Source organism: Herbaspirillum sp. AP02, assembly GCF_015767275.1.
Taxonomy (GTDB): domain Bacteria; phylum Pseudomonadota; class Gammaproteobacteria; order Burkholderiales; family Burkholderiaceae_D; genus Herbaspirillum.
Genome location: NZ_JADWMY010000001.1, coordinates 90,269 through 115,240, shown reverse-complemented (window position 1 = coordinate 115,240; position 24,972 = coordinate 90,269). Strand labels below are relative to the sequence as shown.

General features: G+C 63.7%; 16 protein-coding genes. 8 read left to right on the top strand and 8 right to left on the bottom strand.

Features of this window, described 5'->3' with window-relative positions; genetic code table 11:
- Nucleotides 1-140 precede the first annotated feature (140 nt).
- Genes I5R65_RS00485 through I5R65_RS00470 form a run of 4 tightly spaced genes read left to right on the top strand, consistent with a single transcriptional unit; the run spans nt 141 to nt 6,095 of the window.
- Complete coding sequence (locus I5R65_RS00485; protein WP_180670941.1) at nt 141-749, top strand: hypothetical protein; 609 nt, start codon at nt 141-143, stop codon at nt 747-749.
- Nucleotides 746-976: a hypothetical protein gene (locus I5R65_RS00480; RefSeq protein ID WP_196871802.1), complete on the top strand. Its 231-nt coding sequence runs from the start codon at nt 746-748 to the stop codon at nt 974-976. Before I5R65_RS00485 ends, I5R65_RS00480 begins: the two co-directional genes overlap by 4 nt.
- Nucleotides 973-1,578, top strand: a complete 606-nt coding sequence (locus I5R65_RS00475; RefSeq protein ID WP_180670940.1) for a hypothetical protein — start codon at nt 973-975, stop codon at nt 1,576-1,578. Before I5R65_RS00480 ends, I5R65_RS00475 begins: the two co-directional genes overlap by 4 nt.
- Entirely contained in the window at nt 1,575-6,095 is a 4,521-nt protein-coding gene (locus I5R65_RS00470) for a calcium-binding protein (RefSeq protein WP_180670939.1), read from the top strand. Before I5R65_RS00475 ends, I5R65_RS00470 begins: the two co-directional genes overlap by 4 nt.
- 105 nt (nt 6,096-6,200) lie before the next feature.
- Here the strand turns inward: I5R65_RS00470 and treY are convergent, their stop codons facing one another.
- The 6 genes from treY to glgA all read right to left on the bottom strand — a co-directional run bounded on the left by treY (nt 6,201) and on the right by glgA (nt 19,799).
- Nucleotides 6,201-9,164, bottom strand: a complete 2,964-nt coding sequence (gene treY / locus I5R65_RS00465) for a malto-oligosyltrehalose synthase (protein ID WP_180670938.1) — start codon at nt 9,162-9,164, stop codon at nt 6,201-6,203.
- The gene (gene malQ, locus I5R65_RS00460; protein WP_180670937.1) at nt 9,164-11,440 is read right to left on the bottom strand and encodes a 4-alpha-glucanotransferase; all 2,277 of its coding nucleotides are present in this window, start codon (nt 11,438-11,440) and stop codon (nt 9,164-9,166) included. Before malQ ends, treY begins: the two co-directional genes overlap by 1 nt.
- A complete protein-coding gene (gene treZ / locus I5R65_RS00455; RefSeq protein WP_180670936.1) occupies nt 11,437-13,341 on the bottom strand; it encodes a malto-oligosyltrehalose trehalohydrolase in 1,905 nt (634 codons plus the stop codon). Before treZ ends, malQ begins: the two co-directional genes overlap by 4 nt.
- Entirely contained in the window at nt 13,338-15,599 is a 2,262-nt protein-coding gene (gene glgX / locus I5R65_RS00450) for a glycogen debranching protein GlgX (protein ID WP_180670935.1), read from the bottom strand. The genes treZ and glgX overlap by 4 nt, the downstream gene beginning before the upstream one ends.
- A 1-nt stretch (nt 15,600) precedes the next feature.
- Nucleotides 15,601-18,024 (bottom strand): 1,4-alpha-glucan branching protein GlgB, encoded by a 2,424-nt coding sequence (glgB, locus tag I5R65_RS00445; protein ID WP_180670934.1) that lies wholly within the window; start codon nt 18,022-18,024, stop codon nt 15,601-15,603.
- 155 nt (nt 18,025-18,179) lie between these two features.
- Complete coding sequence (gene glgA, locus I5R65_RS00440; protein WP_180670933.1) at nt 18,180-19,799, bottom strand: glycogen synthase GlgA; 1,620 nt, start codon at nt 19,797-19,799, stop codon at nt 18,180-18,182.
- A gap of 278 nt (nt 19,800-20,077) precedes the next feature.
- Between glgA and I5R65_RS00435 the strand changes: the two genes are divergently transcribed.
- Nucleotides 20,078-20,290: a hypothetical protein gene (locus tag I5R65_RS00435; RefSeq protein ID WP_180670932.1), complete on the top strand. Its 213-nt coding sequence runs from the start codon at nt 20,078-20,080 to the stop codon at nt 20,288-20,290.
- Nucleotides 20,291-20,391: 101 nt separating this feature from the next.
- Here I5R65_RS00435 and I5R65_RS00430 read toward each other — a convergent pair whose 3' ends face one another.
- Nucleotides 20,392-20,619 (bottom strand): dodecin, encoded by a 228-nt coding sequence (locus tag I5R65_RS00430; RefSeq protein WP_180670931.1) that lies wholly within the window; start codon nt 20,617-20,619, stop codon nt 20,392-20,394.
- Between the two features lie 435 nt (nt 20,620-21,054).
- Here I5R65_RS00430 and I5R65_RS00425 point away from each other — a divergent pair, with 435 nt between their 5' ends.
- Entirely contained in the window at nt 21,055-21,237 is a 183-nt protein-coding gene (locus tag I5R65_RS00425) for a hypothetical protein (protein WP_039875641.1), read from the top strand.
- A 150-nt stretch (nt 21,238-21,387) separates the two neighbouring features.
- On the opposite strand, the gene norR is transcribed toward I5R65_RS00425, so the two are convergent.
- A complete protein-coding gene (gene norR, locus I5R65_RS00420; protein WP_180670930.1) occupies nt 21,388-22,989 on the bottom strand; it encodes a nitric oxide reductase transcriptional regulator NorR in 1,602 nt (533 codons plus the stop codon).
- Between the two features lie 167 nt (nt 22,990-23,156).
- Between norR and hmpA the strand changes: the two genes are divergently transcribed.
- Together hmpA and I5R65_RS00410 are read left to right on the top strand one after the other, a co-directional pair.
- A complete protein-coding gene (gene hmpA / locus I5R65_RS00415) occupies nt 23,157-24,350 on the top strand; it encodes an NO-inducible flavohemoprotein (RefSeq protein ID WP_180670929.1) in 1,194 nt (397 codons plus the stop codon).
- A 52-nt stretch (nt 24,351-24,402) separates the two neighbouring features.
- Nucleotides 24,403-24,810, top strand: a complete 408-nt coding sequence (locus I5R65_RS00410; protein WP_180670928.1) for a hemerythrin domain-containing protein — start codon at nt 24,403-24,405, stop codon at nt 24,808-24,810.
- Nucleotides 24,811-24,972 lie beyond the last annotated feature (162 nt).

The window sequence follows — 24,972 nt, the reverse complement described above, 5'->3', positions numbered from 1 at the left end:
TCAATCGGACTTTCACCCCATAGATAGGTCAACCTGATGAATACTGAAAGAACTCTTCATGTCTCTCCTCCTGCCCCATCGGCCCCTTCCTTCCAGTCTCTGGATATCCAGCTGACATCCGTGTTGGGAGGGTCGTTCGCATGAACATGAATCCTCCTCCAGGCCGGTGGCAAGCACTCATCGATAAACTCTCCGGCCCACCGCCCAATGAAGCGGTACTGGCCACACGGAAGGGCAAGCCATTCTGGCGCCGTCATCGCATTTTTCTGGTGGGGATGCTCACTTCCCTGACCTTGGTGATCGCGCCGGAAGTGGTCAATCAACTCAATCGTGTCCCTGATCCCTCCACACTGCAAACGCTGGAGGTCCGCATTGTGCGCACCGAGCTGACCGGACCACACCTCTTTGTCGAGCTACCCGATGGACAGCGACGGAGTATGGAGTGGCCGGCTGAGCTCGGCTTGAGCAGACCCCTGCCATCCCGCGCCTGGACCGATGCCCAGCGCGAGAGCCTGCCAGGATGCCTGGCCACCGTACAAGGTGCGCCATTGATGCTGACTCCCACGGATCGGTTCCGGATATGGACACTTGATTGCGCTGAAAAAAATATCAGCATCAATTTCGACGCCACCAGCAAGCGCTACGCCCAAGACCTGAATGAAAGACTGTTGATTTCGCTGGGTGTCTTGTTCGCGTGCAGCCTGATGAATGTGCTCGTTTTTCTTCGTGAGAAAAGAGGTCATCTATGAACACTAAAAATTTCGCACTATTGATTCTTGCAAGTAGCTTTGACGGGCCTCCGAATGCGGTAGATCTAGGCGTAGGCGAGAAAGAAGCTGATCTTAGCTCAATGCATCCGGCCAGCTTGATGCATGACGGCACAACTTATCCTTCGCGCCTCACCGGAACATCTGACTTCCTATTCTGGCTCGCGAATATGGAATTGAAATCCGTCCTGCGAGGGACTTTCGCGTGACCACGAATCGTCCTCCCGGTCGATGGCGGCGACTGATAGAAACACTGTCCGGGCCGCCCAATGAAGCGGTACTGGCCACGCGCAGGGGTAAGCCATTCTGGCGTCGATACCCTCAGTTTTCCTGGGGGATGATTATTTCCTTAGTGTTGTTCATCGCCCCCGAGTTCGTCAATCAATGGAACCGCGTGCCCGATCCGTCCACGCTGCAAACACTTCAGGTACGCATTCTGCACACCCAGCTAACGGAACCCCACCTCTTCGTCGAGCTGCCAAACGGAGAGCGACGTCAGATGGAGTGGCCGGTCGATATCAGCGCAGGTGGCAGATTTCGGACTCACGTCTGGACCGACGCTCAGCGAAAGAGCCTGCCTGGATGCATGGCCACGGTACAAGGTGCGCCGTTAAAGCTGACGCTCACTGATCGCTTCCGGATATGGGCACTCGATTGTCCCGAACAACATATCAGTATCACTTTCCACGCCACAAGCAAGAGCCAACCCAACCGGCTGACCGCCAGTCTGGTGATATGGCTAATTTTTTTGATCCCGTATTACCTGTTTTATGTATTCATTTTTCTTCGTGAGAAAAGAGGTCAACTATGAGCACTAACAATATCGCGCTACTGATTCTGACCGGTGGCTTTGGGAAAGCCCTCAATGCTATGAATGTTGCAGTCGGCACAAAAAACCCCGACGACAGCTTCAACACGTCCGGTACGATAATTGGCATTGGACAGACCGCACATTCGATGGTGGAATTTGCCACTATCGGCAGCAGCGTGGCGAAATACATGCCGAAAGCTGGACTAGGATTAGGCGTGCTGGCCGCAGTGGACAGCGGCCGCAAGATTTATCTGGCCAAAGAACTGGGCACTCCCGTCCAACAATCTGACATCGCAGGCGTAATTGGCGGCGTGGCATCGGTGATCGGCGCAGGCGCAGCACTCATCACCATGAGTGGAGCGGTCATTCCCCTAGTTGTGACCGTTGGCAGCATTGCAACGGTGGTCGGCGTAGGCGCAAGCGCCTATCAGTTGGTCGCCGGTGCGGCTGGTTGGAAAATCGATGCCGACCGCAATGTCATCTCGCTGCCGGTCACGGATGACGGTGGACGGAGCATCGTAAAGAGTGGAGACCCCGCCACTGACCAGGTCATCAAGAGCGTGGCCAAGGCCATCGACACCCTGACCAAAGCGGGGATGGAAAACGACACCATTGCAGAGATCATTGGTCAAGCCATCGCCCAACACACGAGTGAACTCGGCATACCCCTGGAACTGGGCAAGCACCTCGATGACACGATGAACCAGACCTATGATCGCTGGGCCACCAGCAGCAATATTATTCCCAGACGCGACCCGCTTATTCTCGATCTCGACGGCGATGGGATCGAAACCATCGCACGCAGTGCCAACGTCCATTTCGACCATGATCTGAGCGGCTTTGCCGAACAGAGCGGCTGGGTTGGACGCGACGACGCCCTGCTGGTCCGGGACCTCGACGGCGACGGCAAGATCACCAGCGGTGCCGAACTCTTTGGCGACCATACCCGGCTTGGCAGTGGCGCATTCGCGGCCAATGGATTCGCCGCACTCGCAGATCTGGACGCCAACCAAGACGGCGTGCTTGACGTCAATGACGAGGCATTTGCCAGTCTCAGGCTCTGGCAGGACCGCAATGGCAACGGCATCACGGACGCCGGCGAGCTGCTTGAGCTGAACGCCGCTGGTGTCAAGACGCTCAATGTGCGTTTTTCCGATGTCAACAAGACCGATGCCGCTGGCAACGCCTTGCGCCAACTGGGCAGTTATGTCGCGGCCGATGGCAGCACCCGCAGTCTGGGCGATGTCTGGTTTTCCAGCAACACCATGCGCAGCGTGGCGCTGACCGAGGTAACGCTAAGCGCAGCCATTGCGAAGCTGCCCGAACTCCCCGGCATGGGCAATACCCTGGGCCTGCGACAAGCCATTGCGCAAGATGCCAGCGGCCTCTTGCAACGCCGGGTGGAATCGATCATGAGCATGACCGATCCGACTGCCCGGCGCGCTGCCTTCGACGACCTGCTATTGAGCTGGAGCGGCGCCGATCGGCGGGCCACCAACAGTCGCGGTAACTTTATCAACGGGCGCATCCTCTACGCGCTCGAAGGCTTGACAGGCTTGGCCTGGCCGGGCGGAGGCAATCCTGTCAATGAAGCCACGGCGCTAAGTATCCTGGCGATCTGGCGTGACCTGGGTGATCGGCTCTTCCTGCACTGGGAAGTTGAGGCGACCTACAAGGAAGATATCAGCCAGTTTGGTCTGGCATGGAACATGTCGAGCAAAAGCTTCGTGCCGGATGCCACGCCTCTGGTCGCATCGTTGAAAGAGGCCATGCAGAGCGGGCCGGACATGACCAGCATGCGTCTGCTTGGCCTGGGCGAAACCTTACGTCAACTGGGAGATAGTGGACTGCGCTATCTAGACGCATTGCATCGCGCAGGCCAACACGATGAAACTGAATTAGGCAAGCTGTTGGCTGCTACAGGCAAGGCGGGTGCACTTCTGCGCGGCACTAGCGGGGACGACACACTCAATGGAGATGGAAACAACAATTACATGATGGGCGGCGACGGTAGCGACACGCTTTCCGGCCATGCCGGCAACGACACCATTGTCGGGGGCAAGGGCAATGACTACCTGAACGGTGGTCTCGGCGATGATATTTATGTCTTCAATCAAGGTGATGGCATCGACACCATCAACGACTATGACTACACTGCCGGCAACATCGATACCCTGCGGCTCGGCAAAGGCATCAATGCGGCCGACACGGCCGTAGCGCGATCCGGTAACCATATGACCCTGACTTGGGGTGCCGACGCCATCACCATCGAAAATTATTTCCTGGGAGAGTATTACCGCATCGAGAAGATCGCCTTCGATGATGGCACGACCTGGGCCTATTCCGATCTAGCCTCAAGGCTGACCCAAACCGGCACTTCCGAAAATGAATACTGGACCGGACTCGGTGGCGCAAGCAATCGAATGGTCGGCATGGCGGGAAATGACTCGCTGTCAGGTGGCCAATTCGCCGACACCATCGACGGCGGTGATGGCAATGACAACCTGTTGGGCTATGGTGGCAACGATACCCTCATCGGCGGCAATGGCGATGACGGACTCGATGGCGGCTACGGCAACGACACCTATGTCTTCAATCAGGGCGATGGAGTCGATACCATCAGCGACTATGACTACAATACCAGCAACATCGACACCCTGCGGCTCGGCAAAGGCATCAATGCGGTGGACACGGTCGTAGCGCGATCCCGCAGTCATCTCACTCTGACTTGGGGTACCGATGCCATCACCATCGAGAATTATTTCTCAGACAGCAGCTACTACATCGAGAAGATCGCCTTCGATGATGGCACGACCTGGGCCTATTCCGATCTAGCCTCAAGGCTGACCCAAACCGGCACTTCCGAAAATGAATACTGGACCGGACTCGGTGACCGGAGTAATCGCATGGTCGGTATGGGCGGAAATGATTCGCTCAACGGTGGCCAATTCGCCGACACCATCGACGGCGGTGATGGCAATGACAACCTGTTGGGCTATGGCGGTAACGACACCCTCATCGGCGGCAATGGCGATGACGGACTCGATGGCGGCGGTGGTGACGATACCCTGTCCGGTGGCAAAGGCATTGACAGGCTCAATGGCGGTTACGGCAACGACACCTATGTCTTCAATCAAGGCGATGGCACCGATACCATCAGCGACTATGACTACAATACCAGCAACATCGACACTCTGCGGTTCGGCAAAGGCATCAATGCGGCCGACACGGCCGTAGCGCGATCCGGTAACCATATGACCCTGACTTGGGGTGCCGACGCCATCACCATCGAAAATTATTTCCTGGGAGAGTATTACCGCATCGAGAAGATCGCCTTCGATGATGGCACGACCTGGGGCTATTCCGATCTAGCCTCAAGGCTGACCCAAACCGGCACTTCCGAAAATGAATACTGGACCGGACTCGGTGGCGCAAGCAATCGTATGACCGGCATGGCAGGAAATGACTTGCTGTCAGGTGGCCAATTCGCCGACACCATCGACGGCGGTGATGGCAATGACAACCTGTTGGGCTATGGCGGTAACGACACCCTCATCGGCGGTAACGGCGATGACGGGCTCGATGGCGGCAGTGGTGACGATACCCTGTCCGGTGGCAAAGGCATTGACAGGCTCAATGGCGGTTACGGCAACGACACCTATGTCTTCAATCAGGGCGATGGAGTCGATACCATCAGCGACTATGACTATACTGGCGGCAACATCGACACTCTACGGCTTGGCAAAGGCATCAATGCGGTGGACACGGTCGTAGCGCGATCTGGCAATCATCTGACCCTGACTTGGGGTACCGACGCCATCACCATCGAGAATTATTTCTCAGACAGCAGCTACTACATCGAGAAGTTCGCCTTCGATGATGGCACGACCTGGGCCTATTCCGATCTAGCCTCGAGGCTGACCCAAACCGGCACTTCCGAAAATGAATACTGGACCGGATTCGGTGGCGCAAGCAATCGCATGGCCGGCATGGCAGGAAATGACTTGCTGTCAGGTGGCCAATTCGCCGACACCATCGATGGCGGTGATGGTAATGACAACCTGTCGGGCTATGGCGGCAACGACATTCTCATCGGCGGCAATGGTAATGACAACCTCTATGGCAGCGACGGTGACGATGCGCTGTCCGGCGATAAAGGTAATGATTACCTGATCGGTGGCACAGGCAACGACATCTATGCCTTCAATCAAGGCGATGGAATCGACACCATCAGCGATTACGCTAGCAGCGCCAACACCGACACGCTCAAGTTCGGCACCGGCATCACCAGTGATCGCTTAAGGTTCAGTCACATCGGCAACAATCTAGAGATCTCTGTGAGCGGAACCGATGACAAGGCGATCATCGAGAACTGGTATCTCGGTAGTGCCTACCAGATCGAACGGATCAGTACCGCCGACAGCGTCACTGTCATCAATACGACTCTGGAACGACTGATTCATCCCATGACCAGTTTCGCTGCCCTCCCCTTGAGCACGACAGTGATGCTAGCGTAGTGCGCTGCGCCGCCTGCCATGCGAGGCTAAGGCGCTTAGCATGGCGGCACGCCCGAAGCGGTTGACCCTGGCGTACTTTCAGGCAGGGCGTGCCACCAGCTTCCCTCAACCGAGATGCAACTCCAGCATCTCCACCGGCAAACTCCCCAGAATCTCCGCCACGGCGATGCTGCCACCGCGTTCGCCGTCGGGCATGGCGCATTCCTCCAGCGGGCCCTGGCCGCTGGTGAGCACGCTGCGCCAGAGTCGCATGCCTTGCCCCGCCACATGCGACAGCGACTGCGGGAGGGCCACGCTAGTATCGCCCCAGGCCTGGGCCGAGATCAACGGCAATGCTTCTTCACGACGACCTTCGAAGGACAGCAGATGGCCCGCCAGGCGGGTACAGATGACCACCACCGCCTGCAGGCCTTGTGCTTCATCGCCCGGCTCCACCGGCAACAATCTGGCGAAGGCGATGACATGGCGCGCCAGCTTGCCATGCGTGCTCAAGGGGAGGTATCCACCTTCGGCAAAGAGCGGTGCATGCCGGCGCCGATACTGCAGCACCGCATGGATCAACTGCTGCTTGGCGGCGCCGCTCTGCCATTCGCGCAAGGAGACCGGGCGGCTGGTCGCCTCATCCAGGCGACGTGCGCGCAGGGCGAAGTCGACCGGCCGGCGGTTGTCGGGGTCGACCATGCTCAGGTCCCAGAGCTCGCTGCCCTGGTAGAAGTCCGGCACCCCTGGGCTGGCCAGCTTGAGCATGATCTGAGACAGGCTGTTGATGGCGCCCAGCGGCCCCAGCCGACGTACGAAGTCTTCCAGTTCGGTAAGGAAGGGATGATGACGCGGGTCCAGTCCGGGGTCGCACAGCAAGGCGCGAGTGAAGCGCTCGCAGGCGGCTTCATAGTCCTGCTGGGGCGCCACCCAGTCGCTGCGCCGCTTGGCTTCGCGCAGGGCCTTGCGCTGCCATTCGATGACGCGTTCGGCCAGTTGACCCAGGGCACTCAAGTCATCGTCGCCGGCACGCATGCCATCGGGCCAGGCACCCACCAGGGTCTGGTAGAGCATGCTTTCATCGACGGCGTCGATACCGCCCTGCGGGCCGGCTGTAGCCGCCACGATGGGCGCATTGAGTTGATGCCAGTGGCGCAGCACGGTGGCCCATTCCTCGGCGATCTCGGAGAGCGCGGCCAGGCGCATGCGGGCGTCCTCGCCGCGCTTGTGGTCGTGCGTACCGGTGGCCAGCAGGCTGTGGGGCATCTGCGCGGCGCGGCGCGCAGCGAGTTGGTGGAAGTGCGCCACGGAGAGCGAGAGGTGCGCCGGTTCGGCGCCTACTTCATTGCGCGACAGCAGTCGGCCATAGCGATAGAAGGCGGTGTCTTCCATGGACTTGGCCGTCAGCGGCGGCGTCAGTTGCTGGAAGCGGGCAATGGCGCGCAGCTGCAATGCGCGCCGGCGGGCGTCGCTGGTATTGAGCAGCAGGTCGCCACCCAGCCAGCCTTCCACCACATGCAGGGTCGGATGATCGGCGGCGTGCAGGGTCGCGGCTGCCGTGCGGGCGGTGCGCGCCAGCAGTTCACGGTCCAGCGCCGGCATGCCTTCGGCATTGGCGTAGGTGCGATAGACCGGGAAATGCTCCAGCAACTCGGCCACGCAGCGCCGGATCGACATCAGTGTCAGGTCGCGGGTCTGGGTCGCACTGCGGGCGAGCCGATGCAGGCAGTTCGTGAGCGCATTGAATTCTGCAGCGAAATTGCGGACCAGAAAACTGCGGCGCGCCTGCTGCACGATGGTCGGAAAATGGCTGAGCTCGCCCGCCGCATGCCCCTGCATATGATCCACCACCGGGGCGACTTCGCCGATGATGTCGCGCCACAGTTCGTCCAGCACCGGTTCGCCTTCGCCGTCATGCAAGACAGCGGCGCACTGGTCCATGAACTCATAGCCGGTAGTGCCATCGAGCGTCCAGCCGGCCGGCAACATCTCGTCGCCGGCCAGGATTTTTTCGGCGATCAGATAGGGTTGGTGGTCCGCTCGCAGGCTGCACAGGCGCGCCCGCAGGCGCTGGCAATAGGCGGCCGGGTCGGTCAGGCCGTCGATGTGGTCCAGGCGCAGGCCGTCGATGAGGCCTTCGCCATAGAGGCGGAAGATGTCGGCGTGCATGGCCTCGAATACGTCATCGCGTTCGACCCGCATGCCGACCAGCTCGCTGACTTCGAAGAAGCGGCGCCAGTTGATTTCGTCAGCCGCATTGCGCCAGTAGGCCAGGCGGTAATGCTGGCGTTCCAGCAGTTCGTGCATGGCGCTGCGGCCATGCGGCTGGAGCGCGGAGAAGGCGGCCAGGGCGGCGTCGATGTCGGCCAGCGCATCGGGGTCGGCGGCCAGACTGCGCATCCGGCTGCAGGCATCGGCCGCCTGGCGATATTGCTCGGGGTGACCGGGCTCGATTGCCTGGAAGGCGCTGATGAGCTCCGCCAGGCGCGGGCTGCCGGCTGTTTCCAGCACCACGGCATGGTCCTGCAAGGCCAGGGGGAAGACGTTGTCGTGGTGCGCCACGTAGAACTCGCCCTGTTCGGTATCGAAGCGCAGCACCAGCTCGCCGGCCTCCAGCGCCTCGGCATAGGGCTGGCCGAGGAACGGCAGCAGGAGCTTGCCGTCCAGGGCCGGGTCGGCGCTGTCCCACTCGATGTCGAACCAGTCGGCGTGGCGGCTGTGGCGGCCCCAGCGCAGCACATCCTGCCACCATGCATTGTGCCGGCCAACGGCCATGTGGTTGGGGACGATGTCGACGATTACGCCCATCTCCTGTGCATGCAGCCGTTGGCACAGCTGGCGCAGGCCTTCCTCGCCGCCAAGTTCGGGGTTGATGCGGGTGGCGTCCACCACGTCGTAACCATGGGTGGAACCGGGACGGGCCACCAGGATGGGCGACAGGTAGTAATGGCTCACGCCCAGGCGCTGGTAATAATCCACCACCTCGGCGGCATGCTCGAAGCGAAAATCGCGGTGCAGTTGCAGACGTGCCGTGGCGCGTGGGATACCACTGCGGCTACCGTGCAGATGGGGTGCTGTCAGGGCGGGCATCAGGTCTCCTTGGGGCCGCAGCCGCGCACGCGGCGCAGGCGTTCCAGCCTGGCCCGGGCGGCATAGGCGGCAAACAGCTGTGGCGTATCGACCGGCAGGCGGCGGCGCCAGTTGGGGTGGGGGTCGGTCAGACCCGGCAGGTTGGGCTGCTGGGCCAGGCCGAGAATGTCTTCCACCGGCACCACGGCCAGCGGCGCAGGGGTGGAGGCCACCATGTCCAGCGCGGCGTCCACGGCGATGGCGCAGTCTTCGAGCGTGGTGGGGTGCTGCTCTTCCGACACCGCCTCGACCACCGCCTGTGCCACTTCAGGCAAGGGGCCGCTGGCCCGTCCCTGCACTACCAGGCTGTCCCACAGTTGGCGGCGGTCCTGGCTGCGCTGATCCTGCGCAGCGGCCACGCCTTCATCGAGATGGCCCAGGCGGTCGCGCCAGGCGAGGTCGGCGCCGGACCACCATCCGGCCACGGTGGGCAGGTCGTGCGTGGTCGTCACGGCAATGGCCTGATCCGACCAGTCGGCCGGCGGCAGAAAGCCTTTCTTGTCACGCTGGAACCACAGCACGCGGATGCCGGCGACGCCGGCCTTGTCCAATGCCTGGTCGAAGCCGGGCGGCACGGTGCCCAGGTCTTCGCCAATGACCACGGCGCGGTGGCGCCAGGATTCCAGCGCGATCAGGCGCAGCAGGTCCTGCTGCGGATAGCTGACGTAGGCGCCGGCATCGGCATCCAGCCCCTGCGGTACCAGCCAGAGGCGGTTCAGTCCCAGCACGTGATCGATGCGCACCCCACCACCCTGGGCGAAAGAAGCGCGCAACATCGCCAGGTAGCCTTGATAGCCGGTACGGCGCAGGGCCAGTGGCGAGAACGCGCCCAGCCCCCAGTTCTGGCCTTGCGGCGCCAGGCGGTCCGGCGGCGCGCCCACGGTCAGGCCGGCGGCGATCTCGGCCTGATGGCTCCAGGCCTGGCTGCCGCCATTGTCGGCACCAACAGCGAGGTCGGCGATCAGGCCGATGGGCATGCCGGCATCGCGGGCGGCCTGCTGGGCCTGGCCCAGCTGATGCGCGGCCTGCCATTGCAGGAACAGGTGGAAGTCGATCTCGCCGGCATGCTGCTCGGCGAAGGCGCGCATCTCGGGGGTCTCCGGATGCAAGCCGGCCTGGCCCCATTGGCGCCAGTCGCAACTGCCGGCCACGCCTTGTACGGCCAGGTGGTGGCTATAGGCCTCATACAGGGCATGCGCATGCAGGGCCGCACCCCCGGCACTCTGGAAAGCCTTGAAGGCGGCCTGATGGTGTGCGTGCTGTCCCTGCCCCGCCTGTTCGGTACGGAACAAGGCGTACAGGCGGCGCAGCAACGTCAGGCGATGCGCACCAGCGCGCTGCCAGTCGATCAGGCTGGCCTGCTGCAGGCGTTCATGGGCGGCGATCATTTCCGAGCCGCCCTCGGCCAGCACCTGGGCCTGGGCCTCTTCGCCGAGGATGCCGGCGGGGTCGATCAGGAAGGGATTGAGGAACAGCCGGCTGGAAGGTGAATAGGGGCTGCTGCGACCGGGGTCGGCGGCAAACATGGCGTGCAGCGGCGACATCGCCAGCGCTGCCGCGCCGTACTCGGCTGCCATCGGTGCCAGCGCCTTGAGCGCGCCGAAATGCCCGATGCCGCCGTCGCCGTAGATCGTGCGGGCCGGGTTCAGGCTTTCGCTGCGCAGACCATAGACCTGGGCCGCCAGTGCCCAGCCGCGCTCGCTGCCGCGCTCGGCCAGGGCATCGGCAATGGTGTAGCAGCGCGCCGGGGCGATGGCCAGCGTCAGGATATGGCCGGCCACCAGCAGGCGGTGATAACCGGGGACCTCGATGGGGGGCAGCATCGGCGGGCGGTTCAGGTCGGATGAAATCAGCAGCATCAGGCGCGCGCCGTTTTCCAGCTCCACGCGGCAGGACAGGCCGTGCAGGCGCGAATACATGGGCAGGGCCACCGGCTGGTGCAGCACCCCGGTCAGCAGCGGCGGCAGGTAGCCGACCGCCTGCTGACGATCCAGTTCGGCCAGGCTGTCGCGACAGTCGTCGGGGGTGGCGCAGGGCAATCCGAGTGCCGCCAGGATGGCACGCAGCGCGTCTTCCTGCACCACCTGCGGCTGGTCGTAGGCGTCGGTCCATTGCACGGCGATGCCGGCCTGGCGCGCCAGGCGATAGAGGTCGCTTTCCTGGGTGGCCGGTGCCGGGCGTGGCGCGGGGGCTGACATTCGGGATGGCGCGGCTTCGCGCAGGAGAGTGCTGCTCATGTCGGTCTCCCGATCGGCTGGGTCGACATCGTGTCCGAGGTCGGCTCGCGCAGGGCCAGGATGGCGTGCGGCGGGAAGCTACCCTCGGCCAGGGTTTCCAGCACGGCACCACTGTCGAAGAGCACATCGGCGCCGGCCGGATGGGCCAGTTGTTCCAGCGATTCCTGCAGCGGCTGCTCATCCAGGTTGACCGTGATGTTGAGCACGCTGCCGTCGGACAGGCGCCAGCGCGCCTGCACCGCCTTGGGACCGATGGCACGGGCCTCCAGCGCGCGCGCGCCGCGCAGGTAGGGCGCGATATGCAGCTTGCGGATATGCAGCAGCTCGGCCACGCGGCGCAGGCATGCCGCCGAACCCGGTGCCGGACCCGGCTCGGGAATGGAGGAGACGAAGCTGGCGAAGCTGTTGGGATCGGGAATCTGTTCCAGCAATTGCGGATCGGCGAACTGCGGGAAGCGGGAAAACTCGCGTCGCCGCCCTTCCCGCACGGCCGTGGCCAGGGCCTCGTCCTGATGGCTGGTGAAGTAGAGGAAGGGCTGCACGGCGCAGAATTCCTCGCCCATGAACAGCATCGGCACTTGCGGCGCCAGCAGGATCAGGGCCTGCGCGGCATGCAGGGCCAGCGGATGGGCCAGTACGGTGAGCCGTTCACCGAAGGCGCGGTTGCCGATCTGGTCGTGGTTCTGCAGGAAGTTGACGAAGGCCGTAGGCGGGAGCTCGGCGCTGGGTTCGCCGCGGGGCTCACCGGAGTACGGTGAGACCTCGCCCTGGTAGACGAAGCCCTGCTGCAGGCAGCGCGCCAGTTTCTCGGCCGGCTGTTCGGCGTAGGCGCTGTAGTAGCCGCCGTCTTCGCCGGTCAACAGCACATGCAGGACATGGTGTGCGTCGTCGTTCCATTGTGCATCGTAGACATGGCTGGTGCGCGGCCGCACTTCGCCCTGATCGGGATCGGCGACCTGTTCGCCCTGGCCACCATAGCCCAGCAGATGGGCGGCATTACCGTCGTGTTCCAGCACCAGGTGGACATGACGTTCGGTGCCGATCTCCTGGCGGATACGGTGACCCAGGCTGACCAGCCAGTCCGGCTCGCAGATGGCATGCACGGCATCCAGGCGCAGGCCGTCGAAGCGGTATTCCTGCAGCCAGTAGAGGGCATTGAGAGTGAAGAAATCGGCCACCTCGGGGCGGCGGAAGTCGATGGTCGCGCCCCACAGGGTGTTGCTGTCGTGCCGGAAGAATTCCGGCGCATAGCTGTTGAGGTAGTTGCCGGCCGGGCCGAAGTGGTTGTACACCACATCCAGGAACACCATCATCCCCAGGCCATGCGCGGTATCGATCAGGGCCTTGAGTTGTTCGGGCGTGCCATAGCTGGCGTCCGGGGCGAAGGGCAGCACGCCGTCATACCCCCAGTTGTGGGCGCCGGGGAATTCGGCCACCGGCATGAGCTCGATGGCGGTGATGCCCAGCTCGGCCAGTTCCACCAGGCGCTGCTGGATGCCGGCAAAGCCGCCCATGGCGCCGGGGTGGAGCTCGTAGAGCACCGTTTCTTCCCAGGGTCGGCCTTGCCAGTGCGGGTATTGCCACTGGTAGGCATGGGCATCCACCACCACGCTGGGATCGAAGACATCCCCGGCCTGCCCGCGCGAGGCCGGATCGGGGACGGTGACTTCGCCCTCCACCTTTGAATGCAGGACGTAGCGATAGAGGGTGCCGGGTTCGCAGGCGGTGTCCAGCAGGTACCAACCCGGCGCTGCGGAATCGGGTGACATCGGCAGGCGGCCGCGTCCGGTGATCTCCACCGCAGCCGCATCGGCGCCGGGTGCCCAGATGCGAAAACGCACCTGGCCAGGTGCCGTGACCTGGGCGCCAAAAGGCAGCGGCAGCGAAAAGCGGGCCGTCATGCGCGTTCTCCCCATTCGTTGCGGGCAATCCATTCATTGGCCGCCAGTGGATAGATGGCCGATGACAGGTGCAGCGGCCGGTTGGCGAAGACCTGCAGGCTGTGGGCCTGCACCTGCACCGTGGCGCTGCCCTGCACCCTGGCAGCTGCGCCCGCGCCTTCCGGCATGCCGGTGGGCTGGGCGCTGTCCAGCAGCAGGCAGTATTCGCCTTCGGTGCGCGGAAAGTGGAACGCGATCGGCTCATGGCCGGCATTGACGAAGATCATCAGCATGTCCGGTATGGCTTCCGGGAGGTCGCCGGGGGTGTCGGTGTTGGCGGCATCCTGGATGCGCGAACTCAGTTGCTTGTGCGCTTCCTGGCGCTTGCCGGCCAGTTGCAGGGTGATGGCGCGGGCCACCGGGTTGTTCCAGTCTTCGCTGGAGACCGGGCGCGCCGCCTCGTCGAACCAGGCCACGTCCGGCAAGCCATCGGCCACCCTCTGGGCGCCGTGCAGGAAGTAGCTGGCGCGCAGCACCTCGAAATCGCGGCGGATGGCGGTGACGCGACCCACGAAGGCGGTCAGCGCGGCGCCCTCGGGCGAACGCGCCTGCTCCCAGTTGATCCAGGAGATCTGGTTGTCCTGGCAGTAGGCGTTGTTGTTGCCGCCCTGGCTGCGGTTGAATTCGTCGCCGGCCAGCAGCATCGGCGTGCCTTGCGCCAGCAGGGTTGAGGCCAGCATGGAGCGTTGTACATTGGCGCGGGTGGCCTGGATGGCGGCATCGTCGGTCTCGCCTTCGGCACCCCAGTTGTAGCTGGCGTTGTCGTTGTGGCCGTCGTTGTTGTTCTCGCCATTGGCCTCGTTGTGCTTGCCGTTGTAGCTGACCAGGTCGCGCAGGGTGAAGCCGTCATGCGAGGCGATGAAGTTGATGCTGGCCCAGGGCTTGCGGCGATGGTGCTCGAACAGCTCGGCCGAACCCAACATGCGCTGGGCGAAGCCGCCACGCATGGCCTCGTCGCCCTTCCAGAACTTGCGCATGTCGTCGCGGAACTTGTCGTTCCATTCGCCGAAACGGGCCGGATGGTTGCCCAGCTGGTAGCCACCGGGGCCAATGTCCCAGGGCTCGGAAATGAGCTTCAGACGTGACAGCACGGGGTCCTGCAGCAGCGCGTCGAAGAAGCCCGAACCGGGGTCGAAGCCATGGGGCTCGCGCCCCAGGGTGGAACCGAGGTCGAAGCGGAAACCGTCGATATGGAAGGATTGCGCCCAGTAGCGCAGCGAATCCAGCACCATCTGCAGTACGCGGGGATGCGACAGGTTCAGGGTGTTGCCGCAGCCGGTGTCGTTGATGTGATACCGCTCCTGACCGGGCATCAGACGGAAGTAGCTGGCATTGTCCAGGCCCCGGAAGGACAGCGTGGGGCCCAGTTCGCTACCGCAGCTGGTGTGGTTGTAGACCACGTCGAGGATGACCTCGATGCCAGCGCTGTGCAGGCGCCGCACGGCCATGCGCAGCTCGTTGGGGTCGCCCATGGACATGTAGGACGGCTCGGGCGCGAAATACGAGAGTGTGCTGTAGCCCCAGTAGTTACTGAGGCCGCGTTCGACCAGGAAGCTGTCCTGCAGGAAGGCATGCACTGGCATCAGTTCCAGCGTGGTCACGCCCAGCCGCAGCAGGTGGTCGATGAAGGCCGGATCGGACAGCGCGGCGAAGGTGCCGCGTTCGTGCGGCAGCAGATCTTCGCGCATCCTGGAGATGCCCCTGACATGGGCCTCGTAGATCACCGTCTTGTTCCACGGCACCTGCGGCAGGCGGTCATGCTCCCAGACGAAGGCGTCTTCGGTGACCATGGCCTTGGGCATGGCGGCGGCGCTGTCGCGGCGGTCGAAGGAGAGGTCGGCGCGGGCCGAATGCAGGCGGTAGCCATAGAGCGCATCGGTCCAGCGCACCTGCCCCACGAGGCGTTTGGCATAGGGGTCCAGCAGCAGCTTGTTGGGGTTGAAGCGATGGCCCTTGCTGGGTTCGTACGGACCGTGGGCGCGGAAGCCATAGACCAGGCCGGGGGCGGCACCCGGCAGGTAGCCGTGCCACACCTCGTCGGTGCATTCGGGGAGCTGGATGCGCTTGAGTTCACGCTTGCCGGAAGGGTCGAACAGACAGAGGTCCATGCGGGTTGCGTTGGCCGAGAAGACGGCGAAATTCACCCCCAGGCCATCGGAGCTCGCGCCCAGGGGGTAAGGCAGGCCTGGCATCAGGCGATCAGGAAAGGCGACGCTCATTTCAGGACTCTCTACGCAGGATCAGGGTGGACAGCGGCGGCAGGTTCAGTTCGATGGAGTTGGGGTGGCCATGCCAGCCCATCTCCTGCACCTCGACCCGGCCCAGGTTGCCGCTGTTGCTGCCGCCATAGACGGCGGCATCGGTGTTGAGCACTTCGCGCCAGACACCGGGCTGGCCCGGTGCGATGGGTGGCACGCCGAGGCGGTAGTGGGTGCGCGGCACCGGGGTCAGATTGACCACGATGAGCACCGGCGGCCCCTCGTCGGCATAGCGGAAATAGGCCAGCACGCTGTTGACGCTGTCGTCGCCGACTGCCCAGGAGAAGCCGTCGGCACGGCAATCGCGCTGGTGCAATGCCGGTTCGCTGCGATAGAGATGGTTCAGGTCGCTGACCAGCTGGCGCAATTGGCGATGGCCGGCCGGGTGGCCGTCATGCTCGTCCAGCAGGTGCCAGTAAGGCGACTTGTCATGATCGAATTCATCGGGCTGGCCGAATTCGCTGCCCATGAAGAGCAGCTTCTTGCCCGGGTGCGTCCACATGAAACCATAGTAGGCGCGCACGTTGGCGAAGCGGCGCCATTGGTCGCCCGGCATCTTGTTGAGCAAGGCGCGCTTGCCGTGTACCACTTCGTCATGCGAGATCGGCAGGATGAAGTTTTCCGAGAAGCCGTAGAGCAGACCGAAGGTCATGTCGTGGTGGTGATAGCGCCGGAACAGCGGGTCATGCTGCATGTAGCGCAGGGTATCGTTCATCCAGCCCATGTTCCACTTGTAGTGGAAGCCCAGGCCGTGATGGTCGGTCTCGTCCTTGACCTCGGCGGTCACGCCAGGCCAGGAGGTGGATTCCTCGGCGATCATCAGCGCGCCCGGGCAACGCTGCGTCACCACGGTATTGAGTTCGCGCAGGAAGGCCACGGCTTCCAGGTTTTCGCGGCCGCCATGGACGTTGGGCACCCACTCGCCGGACTTGCGGCTGTAGTCGCGGTAGAGCATGGAGGCCACGGCATCCACGCGCAGGCCATCGACGTGGAAGTGTTCCAGCCACTCCAGGGCACTGGCGATCAGGAAGCCGCGCACCTCGTTGCGGCCGAGGTTGAAGATCAGGGTGTTCCAGTCCTGGTGGAAGCCTTCGCGGGGGTCAGCGTGTTCATACAGCGCGGTGCCGTCGAACTGCGCCAGGCCATGCTGGTCGCTGGGGAAATGCGCCGGCACCCAGTCCAGCAAGACGCCGATGCCGGCCTGGTGGCAACGGTCGACGAAGGCGGCGAAGCGCTCCGGTTTGCCGAAGCGGGCGCTGGGCGCGAACATGCTGATCGGCTGGTAGCCCCAGGAGCCGCCGAAGGGGTGTTCCATCACCGGCATGAGTTCGATATGGGTAAAGCCCATGCCGACCACGTAGGGGATCAGTTCGTCGGCCAGCTCGTCCCAGGTGAGATTGCGATGCGCCTGCTCGGGGATGCGACGCCAGGAGGCTGGATGGACCTCGTAGATGGACATGGGTGCCGAGCGCGACTGGCGCTGGGCACGTTCGGCCATCCACTGCTGGTCTTGCCAGACATAGGGCCGGGGATCGGCCACGACCGAGGCAGTGGCCGGCGGCGCTTCGGTGGCGCGGGCGACCGGATCGGCCTTGAGCGGCAGCAGCACGCCATCACGCCCGAGGATTTCATATTTGTAGACGTCGCCGGGGCCGATGCGGGGGATGAACAGTTCCCAGACGCCGGACTCATGACGCAGGCGCATCACGTGGCGGCGACCATCCCACTGATTGAAGTCACCCACCACCGAGACCCGCTCGGCATTGGGCGCCCAGACCGCAAAGCGGGTACCGGGGACGCCGTCGATTTCCATCGGCCGCGCACCCAGACAGTCGGCCAGTTGGCGATGACGCCCTTCCTGCAGCAGGTGCAAGTCGAGTTCGCCCAGCAGCAGACCGAAGGCGTACGGGTCTTCGGTGGTCTGCACGCTGCGGTTGCCGTCGGGAATATGCCAATCCACTTCCAGCACGTAGGGGACCTGATGGCGACGCTGGTCCAGGCCGGTGACGACACCGCTGAAAAAGCCGCTGGGCAAGCCATCGATCGGATATTGCTGCAATTCCCCCAACAGGGCGCCGCTATGCCGGCAGCGCACGCGCACCACCTCCGCACCAGGGTGGAAGCAGCGGATGGCGCTCACGCCGCTGACCTGGCTGGCATAGCGTGGACCGAGCAGGCAGAAAGGCTGGTTCAGGCGCCCGGCCAGCAGGGCCTGCAGCAGGCCCTGCTCTTCCAGGGTCAAGGACAGCGCGGTTTCTTCAGAGGGAGATACGGACCGCCCCGGGCCGGAGCCGGAGGCGTGGGTGGGGGGCGCCGAGCTGGCGTCGGAAGAAGCGTCGGCGGAGTCCGCAGATTCCCTATACGCCATGACAGACATGCCGGACATGCACACTCCTGTTGTTGTTATCTGGGTTGATCGAAACATCGATAATCAGGCGCCGGCTTACCGCGTGGCGGCGCGCCGGCAAACACCGCCCCTGCCGCGTCCATGCCGGACGCGGTCGGGCCAGAAAGGAAAGACCGCTACCGCCGGCTGCGGGATCAGGCAGCGGCCACGGCCGACGGCCCGGCGACCACACCCGCCAGCGCCGCCGCGATCGCCGCCGCGGGGCTGACGATGCCGGCGACCCGCTCATGGGCAGCAGCGACGTGGGCAACCTGTGCGGCCGGCCGCTCCACGGGCAAGGGACGCGGGGCAAACAGCGGCCGCACGGCCATGTCCGCCACGTGGGCATAGGCGTCGATGTAGGCACGCGTGGGGCCGGCCCAGTCGCAATCGATGCTCATGGCGTTGCGCTGGATGGTCTGCCAGCGCTCGTTGTCGCTGTAGAGCGCAAAGGCGCGTGCGACGGCATGCTGCATGTCTTCGACGGTCTCGCCTTCGAACAGCACACCGGTGGCGCGTTGCGGATCGAGATCGGCATCGCAGACGGTATCGACCAGACCACCCACGCGAGAGCCGATGGGGATGGCGCCATAGCGCATGGCGTACAACGGGGTCAGGCCGAAGGGTTCGAAGCGGGTCGGGTGCAACAGCATGTCGCTGCCGGCATGCAGCGCGTGGGCGCGGCGTTCGTCGTAACCGATATGCACGGCGATGCGGCCCGGATATTGGCGGGTCAGTGCCAGGAAGGCGTCTTCGTAGTCATGGTCGCCGCAGCCCAGGACCACCACCTGCAGGCGTGGATGACGTTGCAGGATGCCCGGCAGTGCCTCGATGACGACATCGGCCATCTTCTGGTGCGAAATGCGGCTACCCAGGCCCATCACGGGCGCAAAGGGATCCACCGGCAGGCCGAACAGCTTTTGCAGGTCGCGCTTGCAGGCGGACTTGCCCTTCATGTTGCCGATGCTGAAATGGCGGGCGATCAGCGGATCGTTGGCCGGATTCCACAGTTCGGCGTCGATGGCATTGGGGATGGCACGCAGGTCCAGCTTGCGGAAGGACAGGATGCCGTCCATGCCGCAGCCGAAGCGCGGGGTCATGATTTCTTCAGCGTAGTTGCGGCTGACGGTGGAGACGCAGTCGGAGAAGCGGATACCGGCCTTGAGGAAGGACAGCTTGCCCCAGTATTCGACGCCATCGCCGGTCAGCAGGTGTTGCGGGATGCCGATCTGCTCGGCCGAGGCCAGCGCGAAATTGCCCTGGAAGGCCAGGTTGTGGATGGTCAGCATGGTGCCGATATGATCCAGCCCGCGCAGCTTCAGCAGGCAGGGAATCAGGCCGGCGTGCCAGTCATTGGCGTGCACCACGTGCGGTGCCGGCAGGCTGGTCTCGCCGGCGCAGATGGCCACGGCGGCGTGCGACAGATCGGCGAAGCACAGCGCGTTGTCGCTGAACTCCAGGCCATCGGCATCGAGATAGGGATTGGCACCGCGCTGGCGGAAACGCGCCGTATCCAGCAGCAGCGCCGGCACGTCGGTGCCGGGGACGGTACCGCGCAGCAGCCGCCCAGCGCCGCCGGGCAAACCGTGCTTGAGACCGATCTGTACTGTCTCACCGAGGTTGCGCACCGCCTCCGGATAGGCGGGCATGAGGATGCTGGCGTCGATGCCGACTTTGCGCAGCGCTACCGCCAGGGCGGTGATGACGTCGGCCAGGCCACCGGTCTTGGCGAGCGGCACGGCCTCCGAGCTGACTAACAGAACTCGAGCTTGCAAGATGGACCCCTAATGTGTGAAAGCACCTGAGATGGAAAGCACCCTTGGCTCGTCGCATCGCATTACCTCTGCGCCGCGGCCGGGCTTGATCCGGTGGCCGGGCGAAGACATGTCCTTGTTGTTGTGTTGGCCTGGACAAACTTTTGAGCGCCGATGATTACGTTATACGGATCAGGATCAGCGCTCACTATCGGACAGCGGCGTGAGATGGCGTAGGATGAATCCTACTGTTGCAGCGCGGCGAAAAAACCGGAGCGGCACGCAGGGCGCAAATCCGTATGGTGGACGAGGCCTGCTACCGCACTGCACGAAAACGCAACAACCGGGCGGGTCACGAAGCTCAGGCCGCAGGAAGACGAAATGACGATGAAGGTGGCGCAGTTCCAGCGATTCAGGTGGCGGTGCTGGCGCGGATGCCGTGGCGCCTTTCGCCGCTGCGCAAGATGTTGAACCATCACTTTAGCCAAAGGCGGTCGAACGCCGCCAATTGAACCTCGCTATAGGGGGACCAGCCCGATGGCAGCCCTGTATCCCTCATCCGTGGGAAGGGCCGCCCAAGCTCTGCCGTGCAGTCCACGGCGCGCTGGCTGGATCAGGCCTCGACCCGGAAGCCGACCTTCAGACCGACCTGGAAATGGCCGATGCTGCCATTCTCGACATGGCCACGGCATTGGGTGACCTCGAACCAGTCCACGTGCTTGACGGTCTTGACCACGTCGGCCAGGGCGTTGCGGATGGCCTCGTCGCTGCTGTTGGGCGAACTGCCCACGACTTCGATGATCTTGTAGGTGTTGGAATTGTCGTGCTTGCGCTCGTTCATTGGGACTCCTTGCATGAGGGGGTGGACGATTCAGCAAGGCTAGCCGCTCGTACCGGCAACCGACATCGGCCAATGCCAGCAGTTGGCGTAGGAATCGATGCGCAAGGATGGGCGGACTCGAGTACCAAAGGGGGCCGATGCATCGACGCCCCGCAATCCGCCTTGCATTGCTGCGCAGCAAATTTGAAGGGAATGACAGGTGGTTATCCTTGCCTCACCCCAACATTTCTCGACTTCCTACAAAAATTTAGGTCCCCGAACACCTGTTGCAGCGCAGCTAAACCGGCTAATATGCATTCATCTGGCTTGCCAAAACGTTCACCTATCCGCCGCGATGTTTCCTCGCTGGCCCCATGCGGACAGGATTTGGCAGCCCTGCCCGCCGGCCTTGCCGGCCGCGGGTCTGCACAAGATTTTCATCCCTTGGAGAACATCATGTCGCAACTCAACCCTGGCATTCCAGGCAGCCCGCAGCAAGGGGCTCCTGTCAAAGCGATCAGCGCACCGCCGGAAGACCTGCAACACGTCAACGACGATGCCGCCGCCGCCCGCCACCTGACCGCCCTCCGCATTCGCGGGCAACTGGCGGAACTGGACAGCGAACGGCCACAAGCCTGAACTTCCCGGCGTAGTTGGTAAGATGCCGCGGCCAGTGCTCACGGGTGTTTACCCGGCGAGCACTGGCCGATTTTTTTGGGGCTTGCCGACTGCTGTGCCTGCGCTGTCAGGCGCCCTGCACCAGGGCCTGTTCCTCTATTGCTGAACCCATCAACGCAGACCCAGTCTCCGGGCCAGTCGGCTCAGGTTGGCCCGGTCCAGTCCCAGCTCGCGTGCCGCAGCGGCCAGGTTGCCCTGGTGTCGCTCCAGGCTCGCACCGACCAGCTCGCGCTCGTAGCGCTCCACCGCGTCGCGCAGTGGCAAAGAAAGCAGCTCCGACGTGGCGCCGGTCGGATTGACTCCGGTGACAGCATTCCCCATTGCCGCGCTTGCATCGGTTGCGAGCGCCAGCGGCGTGCGCAGGTCCAGCGATTCGGCGTCCAGCGTGAGGATGGACGGACGCTGCGGCTGTGCTGCCAGGGCGCGCAAGGCGCTGCGGCCGACCAGATGTTCCAGCTCCCGGATGTTGCCCGGCCAGGGATAGTCCAGCAGGGCGCGCTGGGCATCGGGTGACAGTCGCAGGCTGGTCAAGCCCAGCCGCGCCCGGTTCTGCTCCAGAAAATAACCCGCCAGCAGCAGCACATCGCGCCCGCGCTCGCGCAGCGGCGGCACGCGGATCGGGAAAACCGACAGGCGGTGATAGAAATCGGCCCGGAAATTACCGCGCTTGACCTCCTCGGCCAGATCGCGATTGGTGGCGGCGATCAGGCGCACATCCACCCGATGTTCACGGTCCGACCCCACCCGCTGCAACTGCCCGCTCTGCAGGACCCGCAGCAGCTTGGCCTGTACCAGCAGCGGCAATTCGCCGACCTCGTCGAGGAACAGGGTGCCACCATCGGCCATCTCGAACTTGCCGCGCCGGTCGGCCACTGCACCCGAGAAGGCGCCACGCACGTGGCCGAACAGTTCGCTCTCCACCAGGGTATCGGGCAAGGCGGCGCAGTTCAGGCTGATCATGGGCTTGTGGGCGCGAGGCGAGGCGGCATGCAGGGCATGTGCCACCAGCTCCTTGCCGGTACCGGTTTCGCCGCTGACCAGCACCGTCATGTCACTGGGCGCGGCCATGCGTATCTCTTCCATCAGCTGGCGCTGGGCCGGACTCTGGCCGATCAGCTCGCGCTTGCCCTGGCTTTCCTCCAGCCCCAGTCGATAGGCTTCCGCCCGCTGGCGCGCCTGCTCCCCGGCTTGCGACAGGTCATTGATACGCTCGGCCACGTTCACGGTGGCCGCCGCCAGCGCAGCAAACGCCTGCAGCGAGGCCATGTCGACCCTGTCAAAGCGCCCTGCTCCCAACGCATCCAGCGTCACCAGTCCCCACGGACGGCCGTTGACGGTCAGCGCGCAGCCCATGCAATCGTGCACTTCCAGTTGGCCGGAATGGGCGTCGTTGAGTCCGTCGACCAGACCATCATAGGGGTCGGGCAAGCTGGAATCGGCCGGGAAGCGCGTGGGCGCCACATTGGCCAGCAGCACGCCGAAGCGCGGGTGATCCGCCACCCGGAAGCGCCGCCCGAGGGTGTCGCCAGAAAGACCGTCGATGGCCAGCGGCACCAGCACCTCGCCCTCCAGCCGCAGCAGCGCGGCCGCGTCGCAGGGAAAGAGCGTGCGCAAGGTCTGCAGCAGGCGCCGGTAGCGCTCCCTGTCATCGATCTCACGGGAGAGGTCGGCCACCAGCGGCAACAGGGCATCCAGCAAGGCCTTAGAAGTCATATTGACTACCAATAAAGTGAATTAAAGTCATTATGACACAGGTAAAAATCACACGAATATTTCCTAAGTCATTGATTTTATTAGGACAGGATGGTGGCACGGCTTTTGTAATACATCAGGGCAGACCGGTGATCCGGCTCCTCCACTCCACCACTGAAAGGCCCAACATGCTGACCGAAGCCCAACTCGCCATCGTCAAATCGACCGTTCCCCTGCTCGAATCCGGCGGCGAGGCCTTGACCACCCATTTCTACCAGATGCTCATGCGTGACTATCCGCAAGTGCGCCCCCTGTTCAACCGGACCCACCAGGCCAGCGGCGACCAGCCGCGGGCGCTGGCCAATGGCGTGCTGATGTATGCCCGCCACATCGACCGCCTGGAAGAACTGGGGCCCCTGGCCGCGCAGATCATCAACAAGCACGTGGCCGTGCAGGTCATGCCCGAGCACTACCCCATGGTGGGCGATTGCCTGCTGCGCGCCATTGGCGAGGTGCTGGGGGCCGAGATTGCGACCGACGCCGTCATCGACGCCTGGGGCGCGGCCTACGGCCAGTTGGCCGACATCCTCATCGGTGCCGAGCGCCAGCAGTACGACAGCAAGGCCGAGGCACCAGGCGGCTGGCGCGGTGGCCGCAATTTCGTGGTGACACGCAAGGTGGCCGAGAGCGAGGAAATCACTTCCTTCTACTTGGTGCCGCAGGATGGCGGCAGCCTGCTGGACTTCGAGCCGGGCCAGTACATCGGCCTGCGCATGATGGTCGATGGCGAGGAGCAACGTCGCCAGTATTCGCTATCGGCCCCGCTGCGCCAGGACGGGCAACCGGCGCAATATCGCATCAGCGTCAAGCGCGAAGCCAACGGCAAGGTCTCGCTCCAGTTGCATGACCAGATCCATGTGGGGTCGGTAGTGGAACTGTTCCCGCCGGCTGGCGAGTTCACCTTGACGGCCAGCGCCAGGCCACTGGTGCTCATCAGTGGCGGTGTCGGCATCACGCCGATGATGAGCATGCTGAGCGCCGCCCTGCCCAGCGGCCGGCCGGTGCATTTCATCCATGCCGCCCGTCACGCGGGAGTGCACGCCTTCCGTGGCGCGCTGGAAGAACTGGCCGCCCGCCATCCCCAGCTGCACGTGCGCTTCTGCTACGAGAACCAGCGTGCCGGCGATGTGGCGCCGCATGCGCACGGATTCATCGATGCCGCGCTGTTGCAGCAGTGGCTGCCGACCGAGCGCGACGTCGATGCCTACTTTGTCGGCCCCAAGCCCTTCATGAAGGCCATCAGGCAGGCGCTGGGCGAACTGGGCGTACCGGCGACGCAGGCGCGTTACGAATTCTTCGGTCCGGCGGCCGCGCTGCAATAAAGCCCAGGGCCTGCACAGGTGCAGGCCCCCCATCAACAATGAGCAAAACACTATGAATCTGGACAAATACCGCCGCGAACACGCCGACATCATCGGTCACGTACAACAACTCAAGGCACTGTGCACGCAAGGCATCGCCGAGCAGGCCGCCGCCATCGCCCGCGAAGTGATCGCGATGAGCTCGGTCATCAAGCTGCACCTGTCGGTGGAAGACCGCTATCTCTACCCCGCCCTGCAGCAGGCGTCGGCGACGCTGGCCGCCAAGGCGAAGCAGTATCAGGAGGAAATGCAGGAGATCTCGGCCCAGTACGGCCAGTTCTCGCGCCAGTGGAACGACGCCCAGCGCATCGCGGAACAACCCGAACTGTTCCGTGCCGACGCCAACCGGGTATTGAAGCTGCTGTTCGACCGCATCGGCCGCGAGAACCGCGACTTCTATCCCATGGTGGAAGCGGCGTAAGCCGCATTGCCCGCAGCGGGGCGGCACGGGAGGCGATCCTGCGCCTTGGCAGGCCGCGCTGCCCCGCAACAAAAATACCCGCATTACAGGGTAAATTTGTACAACATGCCACTGACGAGACTTGTCCATCAAGACCGGATTGATCTTCGACAATTTTTCGCG